This window comes from Micromonospora sp. NPDC050187 (genome assembly GCF_044459745.1).
Classification (GTDB): domain Bacteria; phylum Actinomycetota; class Actinomycetes; order Mycobacteriales; family Micromonosporaceae; genus Micromonospora.
Map to the genome: position 1 here is coordinate 35,355 of NZ_JBITJH010000019.1, position 13,111 is coordinate 48,465.

Below are 13,111 nucleotides of genomic sequence, written 5' to 3' on the forward strand. Positions count from 1 at the left end.
GGGACGGTACGCCGGGTCGCGAATAGTGCCGCGCCGAACGGGAAGTCGGGCCCGACGTCCTGTCCATTACCCGAAGGAGGCCCCGCCGTGCGGACCCTGCTCGCCGTGGTGGGGGTGGTCGCCGCCGCCCTCGTCCTGCTCGGCCTGCTCCTGGAGGCGGTCCGCTGGCTCGTCGTGGTGGGTGCGGTGGCGCTGCTCGCGGTGGTCGTCCTCGCCCTGGTCAAGAGCCGCCGGGTGGTGGCCCGGCACCGTGCCACGCCCCCGGAGCGGCGCCGGTAGCGCCACGGTCGGCAGGATCGCCCCCGCTGATCTCGGTCAGCACCCGCTCCTGCACGGCCCGCGCCTGCGGCCCGCTCGGCGGCACGCCACCGGCCCGGGCCGCGATCGACCGTTCGACCACGTCGGCGCACCAGCCCGTGTCCGCGAGCCGGCGTCCGGCGGCCACCTTCGACAACCACACCCCGTCGCGGAAGCGCACCAGGGAACGGCACGCGCCCAGTACCGCGTCCTCCGCACCGGGAGCCGGCCGGTCCCCCTCGGGTGTGGGCAGCGCCAGCCACCAGCGCAGCGCGTCGACCAGGAGCCGGCGCAGGTCGGCCGGGGCCGGATCGACGAACACCTCGGCGGCCGGCGGACCGAACAGCGTCAGTCCGTGCTGGTGCAGGATGCTGCGGTCGAGTCCGTACCAGAACAGGCCGTCGGCGGCGGGCCGGTCCGGACCGTTCACACCGGCCCGGAACGGCATCCCCCGGCCGGTGTTCAGCTCGACCTCGTAGCCGGGCTCCGGGGTGCCGGACCGGGCGACCGCCTCCCGGTAGAGGACGAGTTCCAGGCCGCGGGCCGGGCAGGGCAGTGCCTCGTGCCGCAGCCGTGCCACCAGCGCGCGACCGCGTTCCGGGCCGGGCGCGTGCGCGCAGAGCAGGGCCACGTCCACGTCGCTGCGACCCGGTTGGTACGCGTCGAGCGCCACCGACCCGGCGGCGTACGCGCCCACCAGGTTGTCGCCCAGCACGTCCCGGGCGGCGTCGACCAGGTCACCGAGATACGTCCGCACGTCGGGGTCCATGACCGCATTCTGGTCCGCCACCGCGCTCGGGCCGTACCCACCCCCGGGGCTGCGCGTACCCAGCGTAGGGGTGACAATACGGATCGACACGGATGACTCTGGTCGTTGGCGTCCACGGGCGAGGGCAGCACCGTTCGCATTCGGACAGGAGAGCCGAGAGGCGTGATGGACACGAACTGGTCGGTACGGCTCGACCCCGAGACCCGCACGCTCGGCGCCCGGACGGCGACCCGCCTGCGGGAGCTGATCCGGGACGGGGTCCTCGCCCCCGGCTCGCGGCTGCCGGCCGAGCCGGAGCTGGCCCGCCGGCTCGGGGTGAGCCGGCCGACCCTGCGCGCGGCCGTCACCGAGCTGATCGGGGACCTGCTCCTCGTTCGCCGCCGGGGCGTCGGCACGTTCGTCTCGGCGGCGCCCCGGCCCGCGCACGGCCTGGAGCGGCTCACCGGCGTCGGACGGGGCATCGCGCTGCTCGGGCACCGGCCCGGCACGACCGGGCTACGCGTCCGGCACGTCGTCGCGGACCCGTCGCTGGCCGCCGAGCTGCGCGTCGATCCGGGTGCCCCGGTCGTGCACCTGACCCGCACCCGCACCGCCGACGGCGTCCCGGTGGCGCACTGCGCCGAGTGGGTTCCGGCGGGCCTGCTGCCGGAGCCCACCGCGCTCGACGCGTTCGGCGCGGAGGACTCGCTGCACGACCGGCTCGCCGCGCTGGGGTTGCCGCTGCGGCAGGCGGTGACGCGGCTGGTGCCGGTGGTCCCGGACGCCGACCTGCGCGACCGGCTCGCCCTCACCTCGGACACTCCGCTGCTCCTGCTCGAGCAACGGCACTATCCGGCGGCCCCGGGCGACCGGGTGGCGCTGTTCAGCCGGCACTGGTACGACACCGGCCGGATCGACCTCCAACTCGTCCGTCGGGGCTGACCGCCGGCCGCCGTCGGGACGGTGGGCCCCACGAGCAGCGGGGCCCGGACGTCACCGGTCAGCCCACCAGCGAGGGCTCGCGGGTCAGCGTCGGCCGGTCGTCCACCGGGCCGGCGGCGGAGCGGTTCGGCAGGGAGAGCCGGATCACCTTCCACCACGCCGAGGCCACCTGCCGGGGCAGCGACCCGGTGGTGTACGACAACCCGTAGCGCCGGAAGACCTCCCGTACCTCCGGGGCGATCTCCTGGTAGCGGTTGCTGGGCAGGTCGGGGAAGAGGTGGTGCTCGATCTGGTGGGAGAGGTTGCCGGCCATCAGGTGCAGCAGCCGGCTACCGCTGATGTTGCCCGAACCGAGCATCTGCCGCAGGTACCACTCCCCCTTCGTCTCCCCCTCGATCGAGGTCTTCTCGAAGGTCTCCACGCCGCTCGGGAAGTGTCCGCACATGATGACCGAGTGGCTCCACACGTTGCGGATCAGGTTCGCGGTGAAGGTGGCGGCCAGGGTGCTGAGGAAGGACGGCCCGGAGAGCAGCGGATGGAGGACGTAGTCCTTGAGCACCTGACGGCGGATCTTGCGCAGGACCGCCTTCCCGCGCCTGCGGAACAGCGGGTCCCGGGTGGTCTTCTCCTGGAGGTGGCGGCCCAGCTCCATGTCGTACGCGGCGATGCCGTACTCGAAGAAGCAGGCGTTGATCAGGTTCCACAACGGCTGGCCGAGGTGCATCGGCCGCCAGGGCTGGTCCTCGTCGACCCGCATGATGCCGTAGCCGAGGTCGTTGTCCCGGCCGACGACGTTGGTGTACTTGTGGTGCAGCTCGTTGTGCGACTGCTTCCACTGTTCGGCCGGGGAGACGTGGTCCCAGTCCCAGGTGGTCGAGTGGATCTTCGGATCCCGCATCCAGTCCCACTGGCCGTGCAGGACGTTGTGGCCGATCTCCATGTTGTCCAGGATCTTCGCCACCGCCAGTCCGGCGGTGCCCACCACCCAGGCGGGTGGGAAGAGCGAGAAGAGCAGCACGACCCGGCTGCCCAGCTCCAGCTTGCGCTGGTTGGCGACGAGCCGACGGATGTACGCGGCGTCGCGCTCGCCCCGGCTGGCGATGACCCGGTCCCGGATCGCGTCGAGGTCGGCGGCGAGCGCCTCGATGTCCGCCGCGGTGAGATGCGCGATGGGGTTGTGCGGCTTCTTCTGGATCACGGTCACGTCCGCAACTCCCGTCGTCAGAGGTCGATGTCGCACGGGCCGGCCGCCGCCGACACGCAGGTCTGGATGAGCACGCCGTCGCCGGGCTGTGCAGTGATGAGTTCCCCGGTTCGCAGGTCCCGAACCGCTCCCTGGCGCAGTGGCAGGACGCAGCCGAAGCAGATGCCCATCCGGCAGCCCGAGGGCATCAGCATCCCGGCCTCCTCGCCCGCGTCGAGCAGCGCGCGGGCGCCGTCGGCCTGGACGGTGACCCCGGCGCGGGTGAAGGTCACCGGACCGCCGTCGCCGGCGGTGATCACGGTCGGGCGGAACCGCTCGGTGTGCAGCCGGTCGGCGCCGCCGCCGGCCCAGTGCGCCTCGAGGGCGTCGAGCAGACCGACCGGTCCGCAGGCCCAGGTCTGCCGGTCGAGGTGGTCGGGCACGAGGTCGCCGAGATCGGCCACGTCGAGCAGCCCGTCGGTGTCGGTGTGCCGCTCGACCAGGCGCAGCACACCCCGCGTGGCGAGACCGCGCAGCTCGGGGCCGAAGATCACGTCGGCCGGGGTGGGCGCGGAGTGCAGCAGGACCACGTCGGCTCCGGCCAGCGCACCGGAGCGGAGCATGCCCATCACCGGGGTGACGCCGCTGCCGGCGGTGACGAAGAGGACCCGGTCCGGCACGGGCGTCGGCAGCACGAAGTCGCCCTGCGCCTGGTCGAGCTGGACGATGGTCCCCGGCTGGATCCGGCGGACGAGGTGGTTGCTGACCACGCCGTCGGGGATCGCCTTGACGGTGACGCTGATCGGAGCGTGGCCCCGGACCGGCGGCGAGGTGAGCGAGTACGCCCGCCACTGGCGGACGCCGTCGACGTCCACGCCGAGTCGGACGTACTGGCCGGGCACGTGGCCGCGCCAGCCGCGACCGGGGCGGATCACGACGGTCGCCGCGTCCGGGGTTTCCGGGCGGACGTCGAGGATCCGGCCACGCAGGTCGGCTCCGGCGCGCAGCGGCGCGACGAGGTCGAGGTAGTCCCCGGGCAGCAGCGGGGTGGTGACCGCGCCGGCGAGCCGCAGGAGCCGGTCCCGGAGAGGAATCCGGGCGGACCGGTACGGAACGGTGGTGGTCATACAACCATGGTGGGCGCACCGAACGTACAAAAGCTTGGCTCGGTAAGGTAAAACGGCCTCACCTTCTTGTGCGGAGGGAACAAAGAATGTCGGAAACCTCCCGCGCCACCCGCGAGGCGGCCCGGCTGGCCCTGGACGAGCGGGTGGCCCGGGAGCTGCAGGACCGGCTGCCGCTGCTGGCCGAGCGGACGGTGACCGCGATCACCGCCGAGGTGCCCAGCTACTCCGGCACGCTCACCGGCCAGATGCGCGACAAAATCTCCAACGCCGTGCAGATCGCCCTGGGCACCTTCCTCAACCTGCTCGAGCACGCCCAGGGCACCGACCCGAGCACCCCCCTGACCCCCGCGCTGGACGCCGCGTACGCCCTCGGCAGCGGCGAGGCGCGCTCCGGCCGCAGCATGGACGCCCTGCTGGCGGCGTACCGGATCGGGGCCCGGGTCGCCTGGCGGGGGATGTCCACCACGACGGTCCGGAGCGGGCTGCCCGCCGCCACGGTGGCGGAGTTCGCCGAGCTGCTCTTCGCGTACATCGACGAGCTCTCCGCCGCCAGCGTGGCCGGGCACGCCGACGAGCTGGCCAGCGCCGGACGCGCCCGACGGCGCAACCTGGAACGACTGGCCCAGCACCTGCTGGCCGGCGAGCCCGAGGAGGTGCTGCTGTCCAGCGCCGAACGGGCGGACTGGCCGCCGCCGCAGACCCTCACCGCCGTGCTGGTCCCCCGGACGAGCCTGCGCGTGCCCCTGGCCACGCTCAGCCCGCACACTCTGGAGGCCGGCGAGGACCTGCCGGGGGCGGAGCCGCGAGCGGAGACCGGCGTGCTGCTCGTACCGGACATGCACGGCGCCCGACGGCGGCAGCTGGCCCGGGTGCTGCACGGACGCCGCGCGGTGCTGGGGCCGGCCCGCCCCTGGCACCGGGTCGCGGTGTCGTTCCGGCGGGCCTGCCGCCTGCTGGCCCTGGGCGTCGACGCACCGGAGGACGGCGCCCCGCTGGACACCGAGCACCACCTGGCCGAACTGGTGCTCGGCATGGACCCGGAGGGGCTGGCCGACCTGCGCGACCGGGCACTGGAGCCGCTGGCGTCGCTGCCGCCGGCCACCGCGCACCGGCTCGCCGAGACGCTGCGGTCGTGGTTGCTGCATCACGGCCGGCGGGACGATGTCGCGGCCGACCTCTTCGTCCACCCGCAGACGGTGCGATACCGGATGGGCCGGCTGCGGGAGCTGTACGGGGACCGACTCACCGACCCGACCACGGTGCTGGAGCTGACCCTGGCCCTGGCCTTCCCGGACCGCCCCACCCCGGCCGGGGACTGATCCCGGAACCCCCACCCAAGACATCGACCAGCATTGACGGAACTGGCGTCGGCTCGTATCGTGACTGCATCAGGAAAGCGCTTTCCAGCACGTCCCGCCACGACCCGGGTCCCGCACCCGTCCCTGCCGGGATCCACCGGCCGCCCCGGCGCGGCACACCTGCCTGCCCCTCCACCCGGCGGCGCGCGCCGCGACGGCTCCGCGCGCCCGGAAAGCAGAGCGACCGATGACCACCATTCCCACCGTCCCCTCCACGCCGCCCCGCCGCGCGTCCCGGCGCACCGGCCTCCTGCTGGCCGTCGTGCTGGCGATTCCGCTCGGCGGCGGAGTGGCCGCCCCGGCCGCCGCCCGGGTCGACGCCCCCGGCGTGACCTGCACCGGCACGCCCGACGGGTTCGCCTCGGTCAACGCCCTCGGCCAGAACGGCACCACCGGCGGCGCGGGCGGCCCGACCGTCACCGTCACCACCGCCTCGCAGCTGGCCTCCGCCGCCGGGCAGGCCGGACCGCTGATCATCCGCATCTCCGGCCGGATCCAGGTCAGTGACATGATCACCGTGGTCGCCCACAAGAGCATCGTCGGCGTGGGCACCACCGCCGAGATCACCGGCGGCGGCCTGCAACTCGGCTCGACCACCCGGCCCGGCAACAACGTCATCATCCGGAACATCAGGTTCACCGACGCCGAGGACGACTCGATCAGCGTCACCAACAAGGCCCACCACGTCTGGATCGACCACAACGACCTGTCCGACGGGTACGACGGCCTGCTCGACATCAAGCGGGAGTCGGACTTCGTCACCGTCTCCTGGAACCGGTTCCACCAGCACAGCAAGGCGTCACTGGTCGGCCACTCGGACAACTACCCCGCCGACCGGGGCAAGCTGCGGGTCACCTACCACCACAACTTCTTCGACGGCACCGACCAGCGGCACCCCCGCGTCCGCTTCGCCGAGCCGGTGCACATCTACAACAACTACTACCGGAACAACGCCCTCTACGGCATCGCCTCCACCGAGGACGCCGGGCTGATGGTCGAGGGGAACTACTTCGAGAACGTCGCCCACCCGATCCACGTCGGCTACGCCGACAGCGCACCAGGGCGGGTGGTCGAGCGGAACAACCTGTACGTCAACTCGGGCACCCCGGAGACCGCCGGCACCGTGGTCGAGCCGCGCACCTACTACCCGTACACGGTGGACTCCCCCGCCGGTGTGCCCGCCACGGTCTCCGCCGGAGTCGGCGTCGGCCGGGTCTGCCCGTGAGGCCGGCCCGCCGCTGAGACCCCTGCTCCGCCCCGAAGGCTCTCACGAGGCGGTTGCCGCCGTCGCGGCACGTTCTGTCGCCCAACTCCCTGATCTGGCGACCCTGGCACCGTCAGACGGTGTCGTTCAGATCCATCCCTGACTGCGGGCCCACCGCACAGGCTCCGGGCAACGAGGCACTACTGCTCGCTACGCCGGCGCGCGAGGTGAACGGTGATGTCGGCGGCGATCTCGACCGTCTCCGGCAGGACCTGCATGATCCGGCGGTATGCCTGTTCCTGCCGGGCGATCGGCAGTTCGAGATAAGCCGAGATGGTCGAGAGAAGGCCGACGTAGTCACCGGCACTCATCGTCAGCCGCCGTTCGATCACGGACTGCCGAACATCGACGAACCTCCCGGACCGTCGGAGCTCGGTGCCCGGCCACTGCATCTCGTGTCCCGCAGGCGTCCCGTCGGGAGACGGGATCTCGTCGCTGTCCAGGAACGGTGCCCGCGCCCCGCGAACAGCTTTCCGCACGGCCGGGTCGGCCAACCGGATCGGTCCACCGAACGAGGCGAACACGCCACCCGGCTCCAGCAACCCGGCCATGCGCGGCCACCGGCCCTCCGGGTTCGTCCAGTGCAGCGCCGCTGCCGCGTAGACCAGCCCGTAGCGCTCGCCCGGCCGCAGGTCCTCGAACGCGGCTTGCCGGATCTCGACCTCTGCTGGCACGTGCCTACGCAGTTCGGCGAGCATCGCCGCGTCAGGCTCGGTCGCGGTCACCGCGACTCCCCCTTGGGCGAACAGCCGGGTCGCTTTGCCTGTCCCAGCGCCGATCTCCAGGGCAGTCCGAACCGGCTGACGGGCGTACGCCATCACCATGTCGAAGAGCGTCGGAGGATACCCCGGTCGGAACCGTTCGTATGCTTCCGCCACCACTCCGAAGCTCAGTGCGCGACCAGACATGCCGAGCATCCTGACACGATCCGCGTGGTCGGCTGTGGCGGACGACCAGCTCTTCACGACGGACGGCTGGGCTGGGCGTCGTGCACGACCGTGCCATCGGTCAGGGTCAGGTCGTAGGTGACGATCAAGCGGGGGCCACTTTCTCCGGTGAGCCGACCGGGTTCCCGTTCGAAGGCTGGCCCCGGCCACCAGGCGACGTAGCGGCCGTTGCTCACGGAAGCCTGGACGGTTAGGTCGCCAGCATGGATGGTCACGCCCGCGACCTCCACGCCGGCCGCGCCGTCGGTTATCGAAGCATCGCGGAAGTCGCTGACGGTCCCCTGGGTGAAGCCCCGGGCCGGCGCCGGCCGTGCGGGTCCCGAGCCGCCGCCGATGCCGAAGGTGACGTCGTCGACGTCCTCGGTGCCCTGGCGGTTGTGGGCCAGGCAGGATCCCGACATGTCGGGGTCGTCGGTGCGGTACAACAGGACGACGTACTCACCGCGACGCTCGGCCAGAACGAGCCGGGCCCGCTCCAGGTCCAGGTGGCCGCCACGCAGCCGATCACGGCAGGCCGGGGCCACGATGTCGACCTCGGCCGCGGTCAGAACGGTGGGTACGGGGGTCCAGGACGCGTACGCCCCGCCACCGCGCACACCGTCTGGCAGGACGACGACGGCGGCCGTCAGCGCGGCCGCAGCCACGGAGAGGAGGAGCAGACGACGCCGGGAACGTCGCCCCGGTGCTGTCGCGCCGGGCTGGTCGGAGCCCGCGGCAGGCACGATCGTCACGATCCGTTCCAGAGTGGCAGCCGCGCGCTGCCGCTGCTCAGCGGTGGGCGTGCCGGCGACGTCCAGGGAGCGCAGGGCCGTGTCCAGCCGGGAGTTGGAAAGGCCAGCCATACGGGTGTTCACGGGTTCTCCTCCATCTGCGCGGGAGCCGACGGTGGCCCTGCTGGGGTGTGGGACGCCAGAGCCGACAGGGGGTCCGGGGCCGAGGACGGTCGCTCCACAAGATCGAGTTGACGGCGCAGGGCGCGGCGGGCGCGCAACAGCCGCAGCCGGTAGGAGGCGGCGCTTATCCCCAGCACCCGGGCGGCCTGGGGAGAGGTGAGGTCCTCGAAGACCCGCAGTGACAGCGCCTCCTGCTCACCGGCGCTCAACCGTCTCCATGCGGCCGCCAGATCCAGGCGCTGGACCGCCGCGTCGTCCTCGGGTCCGTCGGCTGAGTCGGCTGGTGCCGTCTCGGCGATCCGCACCGCCAGGGCATCCCGCCGTCCCAGGCCGCGTTGCGTGTTGAGCAGGCAGTGGCGGACGATGCCGAACAGCCAGGCCCGCGCCTCGTCGGACCTGCTCGGCGCGTCCTGCACGCGGCGCCAGGCCACCAGGAAGGCGTCAGCGACGACGTCCTCGGCGTGACTCGAGTGCACGCGACGCTGGGCGAAGCGCAACACGTCGGCGTAGGCATCGGCGTACAGCGCCCGGAAGCGCCCCTCCCGATCCGGCTGCGGTGTCCTCACACTTCCTACCTGTCCGGCAGGGCCCCTACTGTTTCACCGCCCGCGACATCAGGATCATCGGTGCCACCTCGTGCCCGCCCGTCACCGCGCCGGCCCTGTGGCTGCTGGCCCATGGATGGCCAGGGCATGATCGGTGCATGGATGCGGCAACCTGGCGGGCGCTGGGGCGAGCGTTCCCTGGCCCGGTGGGGCTGGCTGCATGGGTCGCGGTGACCCTGCCGGCTCCGCTGGTGTTCTTCGAGGTGACCCACCGGTGGGAAGAACGCCAGAACGTGTCGACGGCGCTCTGGTGGACCCTGGGGGCACTGCCGGTGCTCGCCGCCGTGGTGGCCGCGAGGTGGACCCGGTACGGCGGCCAGCGTCGCAGCATCCCGGCCTTCCTGGGGGCCGTCGCCGTGGGCACGCTGATCGGTGCGGTGTTCCTGGGAGCCTCAATGGCCGTCTACCGATGGGGCATCCCGCTGCAAGGTACGGCCGAATGGTGGGGTGTCCTGGCCAGCGGCGCCCTGCTGGTGACCGCCGGCGCGGTCATCGGTCACGTGATCGGCCTGGGCAGCCCGCGCCGCGGTCGGCTGTCGGATCGGCATGGCCACCTCATCGGCGGGATCGTCACCGTGGTGGGTGTCCTCCTCGCACCGGTGACGGTGCAGCTGGGTGCCGAGGACAGCACCAGCCGTTACGACGTGACCGGCTACGGTGGTGTGGGGCCGTACGCTGCGGCAGCCCGCGAATCCGGGGTGGTGAACCTGCCAGCGGCGAGCCGGTACGCCATCCTGGCGGTGGGCCCCGCGCCGCAGGAGCCTGACTGCCGGGTCACCGGCGTCGGTCTGGCCGGTCGGTCGGCGGAGTTGGTCACGATCGCACCCGGCGACTACGGCACCGACGCCGTCTCTTACGCCTGGGTCGCCTCGTTCAGCGTTCCCGGCCCCGGTACCTACGCGCTGACCTGCCGATCCTCGGACGAGCAGGCATCCTATGTCGTCTGGGAGACTCCCGACATCCGCGGAGCGGTCGGCGGGTTGGTCCACTGGCCGTCGGTCGCGATCTGGTCGCTCGGCGCAGTCCCCGGTCTGCTGGTCATCGCCAACACCGCAACCAGACGACGCGCCAGCCGACAGGAGGGGACCGCGCCCGGACAAGGTCGGCCCCAGGGTTCCTGAGTCCGGATGGTGTTTCGGGCCGCCGGGTCGACTGGGTGGCCCAAGGCCGTTCGCCGTCACGTGGGACGGGCGCCTGCGGTGGCGGGACCCTTCCGTCGACCAGCCTTACATCTATTTATTTAAATATCTACATGCATTACAGTGACGCCGTGCCAGCCCGCACGGGTAAGGGGACGGCCCACAACGGCCTCCCGGCACCCTACTTGGTGGAGAGGTGCTCATGATCGGTAACTCCTCAGCGCGCCGCCGCACCCTGCTCGCCGCTGCCGCTGGTCTCGTCGCGGCACCTTTGGCGGCCGGAACCGCGTACGCGGCGGCCCCGAAGGTCTACCTCGACCCCGGGCACGGGGGCACCGATCCCGGCGCGGTCGGAAACGGCCTGACCGAGAAGGCCCTCACCCTCAGCATCGCGCTCCAGACCCGCGACATCCTGAGGGCCAACTGGAACGTCGACGTGCGGATGTCCCGCACCACCGACGTCACCCGCAGTCTCACGTACCGCACCGACGACGCCAACGCGTGGGGTGCCGCGATCTTCGTCAGCATCCACATCAACTCCGGCGGCGGTACGGGTTTCGAGACTTACCGGTACCCGGGGAGCACCGGCAACACCGCCGCGCTGCACAGTGCGGTCCACGCCCGGGTCCTGTCGGGCATGCGCTCCGTCGCCTCGGTCACCGACCGCGGCATGAAGACCGCGAACTTCCACGTGCTGCGGGCGACCGCCATGCCGGCGGTCCTGACCGAGAACCTTTTCATCGACACCGTGGCCAACGCCAACCTGCTCAAGCGTGCCGACTTCATCACGGCCACCGCCCGGGGGCACGCCAACGGCATCGCCAGCTACCTCGGCCTCTAGGCATTTCAGAAGGAGATCGCCTGATCCGGCGTCGGCGGGTCGGTGATCGCCAGGCAGTGAGGTCTCCGGTAGGTGGTTCAACCACCAGGAAGAACTCATCACCGGAGACCTCGTGGCCACCTTGGCGGTGACGAGGCGACCTGCCGACGCCCGGTGGGCGGCGCTGGTCCGTGAACGACCGAGGTCAGTCCACAGTCGGCTTCCGGCCCACGCCGCCGAGTATCCAGACCTCCTCCGGAGTGACATCGGTCACGGTGTCCGGCCGCCATTCGGAGACGAACACCAGGCCGGGGTCGACGAGGTGTACGCCGTCAAAGAAGCGTTCGACCTGATCGCGCGTGCGGTGGGTGGCCGGATACCTGGTGTTCTTGTAGACCTCTGCGGCGCCGCCAGCACTGTCCGGCCTGGGGTCGGCGGTGGCGTGATTGATGACGAGGTAGCTACCCGGGGCCATGGTGTCGCGGAGGCGGGCGACGATCGCGTACGGGTCAGCTTCGTCGTCGATGAAGTGAAGGACGGCCACCAGCAGGATGGCCACTGGCTGGTCGAAATCGATCTGCGCCCGGGTGTCGGGGTGGTTGAGGATGGCGTCCGGGTCGCGCAGGTCCGCCGTGATCATGCTCGTGGTCTTGGCTTCGGTGGTCTTCAAGGCGCGCGAACGGGCCAGCACATTCGGATCGTTGTCGACGTAGACCACGCGTGCGTCCGGCGCCTCAGCCTGGGCGATCTCGTGGACGCTGCCCTGGGTGGGCAGGCCGCTGCCGATGTCGAGGAACTGGCGGATACCCGCGTCGCGGGCCAGGAACCGCACCGCACGGCGGATGAACCCACGGTTCTCCCGAGCCATGAGAATCACCTCGGGAGCCGCTGCGAGCACCTTGTTCGCGGCCCGGCGATCAGCTGCGAAATTGGCTGTGCCGCCCAGGTAGTAGTCGTACATGCCCGCAGCGGTGGGGACGAAGGGATCGAAGCTGTCCGACTGGCCTGAGCTGTCCGTGGTCACCTGTTCTCAGATCCTTCCTGAAGCGTCCACATGGTTCGTCCGGATCCGATGTGAACTGGCAGCCCAGCGGAGCACAACAACATGATCTCGACCTCGGATTATTCACACCAGCGCCGAGTCAGGCAACGTCGCCCGTCCCCGGCGAGACGCCACAGCTGCACCGGTTACGGATGCTGTTCGTCATCGACGACCCGAGCGGCGACGAAGGGAGCCTGCCCAATCGTGGTACGCAAGGCTCCACGGACGGTGGTGAGCAGGTGTGGCCGCCGCCGGCGTCAGGTGTCGGGCTGGCTCGTCTCGGATGGGAGACTCGCGCGGTGCGCTCAGGTGTTCCACGTACGGTCAAGGCGGTCGACACGTCGGAGTTGATCCGGCTCGATGCGGAGGCGATCGAGTGCGGGCTGAACCGCAATCACGGCGCCGGATGGCTGGTGGAGTTCGCTGATCCCGGAGCGGTGCACTACCTGTGGCCGGTGCTGGTGCACCGGGCTGAGCACCGGCCTGAGTTTTCGCCGCACTGGCGGTGCATGCTGTTGTTGACGATGCGAGACGGCCAGCAGGTCTCTTCCCTGCTGGATGTCCTGCCCACCTCGTTCGAGAACCTGCCCGAGACGCTGGACGCGGCCACGAAGACCGAGGTCACCCACCGGCTGGAGCATGGGGGCCTGCTGACGCAGGCCCAGTGGGCCGACCTGAACCCCTGACCCAGGTACTGGTTGGCGGTGACGTGCCGATCGACCGACACGCGCCCCGAGGCGTGAGCT

At 71.4% G+C, this 13,111-nt stretch carries 14 protein-coding genes; 7 read left to right on the plus strand and 7 right to left on the minus strand.

The window, feature by feature from the left end; genetic code table 11:
• Positions 1 to 87 precede the first annotated feature (87 nt).
• Positions 88 to 279 carry a hypothetical protein gene (locus ACIBJE_RS24725; protein ID WP_396752169.1) on the plus strand — a complete coding sequence of 64 codons (192 nt, stop codon included), beginning with the start codon at positions 88 to 90 and terminating at the stop codon, positions 277 to 279.
• Here the strand turns inward: ACIBJE_RS24725 and ACIBJE_RS24730 are convergent.
• Complete coding sequence (locus ACIBJE_RS24730; protein ID WP_396752173.1) at positions 221 to 1,066, minus strand: nucleotidyltransferase domain-containing protein; 846 nt, start codon at positions 1,064 to 1,066, stop codon at positions 221 to 223. The two genes, ACIBJE_RS24725 and ACIBJE_RS24730, sit on opposite strands and share 59 nt — an antisense overlap.
• Before the next feature lie 165 nt (positions 1,067 to 1,231).
• Between ACIBJE_RS24730 and ACIBJE_RS24735 the strand changes: the two genes are divergently transcribed.
• Positions 1,232 to 1,987, plus strand: coding sequence for a GntR family transcriptional regulator (locus ACIBJE_RS24735; protein WP_396752340.1), 756 nt, complete (start codon positions 1,232 to 1,234; stop codon positions 1,985 to 1,987).
• A gap of 58 nt (positions 1,988 to 2,045) precedes the next feature.
• On the opposite strand, the gene ACIBJE_RS24740 is transcribed toward ACIBJE_RS24735, so the two are convergent.
• Both ACIBJE_RS24740 and ACIBJE_RS24745 read right to left on the minus strand, forming a co-directional pair.
• On the minus strand, positions 2,046 to 3,191 hold the full coding sequence (locus tag ACIBJE_RS24740; RefSeq protein ID WP_396752176.1) for a fatty acid desaturase family protein: 1,146 nt from the start codon (positions 3,189 to 3,191) through the stop codon (positions 2,046 to 2,048).
• A 17-nt stretch (positions 3,192 to 3,208) separates the two neighbouring features.
• Complete coding sequence (locus ACIBJE_RS24745) at positions 3,209 to 4,297, minus strand: ferredoxin reductase (protein ID WP_396752179.1); 1,089 nt, start codon at positions 4,295 to 4,297, stop codon at positions 3,209 to 3,211.
• 86 nt (positions 4,298 to 4,383) lie between these two features.
• Here ACIBJE_RS24745 and ACIBJE_RS24750 point away from each other — a divergent pair, with 86 nt between their 5' ends.
• Both ACIBJE_RS24750 and ACIBJE_RS24755 read left to right on the plus strand, forming a co-directional pair.
• Positions 4,384 to 5,616 (plus strand): PucR family transcriptional regulator, encoded by a 1,233-nt coding sequence (locus tag ACIBJE_RS24750; RefSeq protein WP_396752182.1) that lies wholly within the window; start codon positions 4,384 to 4,386, stop codon positions 5,614 to 5,616.
• Positions 5,617 to 5,842: 226 nt separating this feature from the next.
• The gene (locus tag ACIBJE_RS24755; RefSeq protein ID WP_396752185.1) at positions 5,843 to 6,880 is read left to right on the plus strand and encodes a polysaccharide lyase family 1 protein; all 1,038 of its coding nucleotides are present in this window, start codon (positions 5,843 to 5,845) and stop codon (positions 6,878 to 6,880) included.
• Between the two features lie 179 nt (positions 6,881 to 7,059).
• Here ACIBJE_RS24755 and ACIBJE_RS24760 read toward each other — a convergent pair whose 3' ends face one another.
• From ACIBJE_RS24760 to ACIBJE_RS24770, 3 genes are read right to left on the minus strand one after another with little or no spacing between them, the layout of a single operon-like run.
• Positions 7,060 to 7,836 carry a class I SAM-dependent methyltransferase gene (locus ACIBJE_RS24760; protein ID WP_396752188.1) on the minus strand — a complete coding sequence of 259 codons (777 nt, stop codon included), beginning with the start codon at positions 7,834 to 7,836 and terminating at the stop codon, positions 7,060 to 7,062.
• Positions 7,837 to 7,880: 44 nt separating this feature from the next.
• Positions 7,881 to 8,720 (minus strand): hypothetical protein, encoded by an 840-nt coding sequence (locus ACIBJE_RS24765; protein ID WP_396752190.1) that lies wholly within the window; start codon positions 8,718 to 8,720, stop codon positions 7,881 to 7,883.
• Entirely contained in the window at positions 8,717 to 9,325 is a 609-nt protein-coding gene (locus ACIBJE_RS24770; protein WP_396752193.1) for an RNA polymerase sigma factor, read from the minus strand. The genes ACIBJE_RS24765 and ACIBJE_RS24770 overlap by 4 nt, the downstream gene beginning before the upstream one ends.
• A 137-nt stretch (positions 9,326 to 9,462) precedes the next feature.
• Here ACIBJE_RS24770 and ACIBJE_RS24775 point away from each other — a divergent pair, with 137 nt between their 5' ends.
• Together ACIBJE_RS24775 and ACIBJE_RS24780 are read left to right on the plus strand one after the other, a co-directional pair.
• Positions 9,463 to 10,485 (plus strand): hypothetical protein, encoded by a 1,023-nt coding sequence (locus ACIBJE_RS24775; protein ID WP_396752195.1) that lies wholly within the window; start codon positions 9,463 to 9,465, stop codon positions 10,483 to 10,485.
• 220 nt (positions 10,486 to 10,705) lie between these two features.
• The gene (locus ACIBJE_RS24780) at positions 10,706 to 11,344 is read left to right on the plus strand and encodes an N-acetylmuramoyl-L-alanine amidase (protein ID WP_396752343.1); all 639 of its coding nucleotides are present in this window, start codon (positions 10,706 to 10,708) and stop codon (positions 11,342 to 11,344) included.
• A gap of 184 nt (positions 11,345 to 11,528) precedes the next feature.
• On the opposite strand, the gene ACIBJE_RS24785 is transcribed toward ACIBJE_RS24780, so the two are convergent.
• Complete coding sequence (locus ACIBJE_RS24785) at positions 11,529 to 12,347, minus strand: SAM-dependent methyltransferase (RefSeq protein WP_396752198.1); 819 nt, start codon at positions 12,345 to 12,347, stop codon at positions 11,529 to 11,531.
• A 170-nt stretch (positions 12,348 to 12,517) separates the two neighbouring features.
• Between ACIBJE_RS24785 and ACIBJE_RS24790 the strand changes: the two genes are divergently transcribed.
• Complete coding sequence (locus ACIBJE_RS24790) at positions 12,518 to 13,051, plus strand: hypothetical protein (protein WP_396752358.1); 534 nt, start codon at positions 12,518 to 12,520, stop codon at positions 13,049 to 13,051.
• Positions 13,052 to 13,111: the final 60 nt, after the last annotated feature.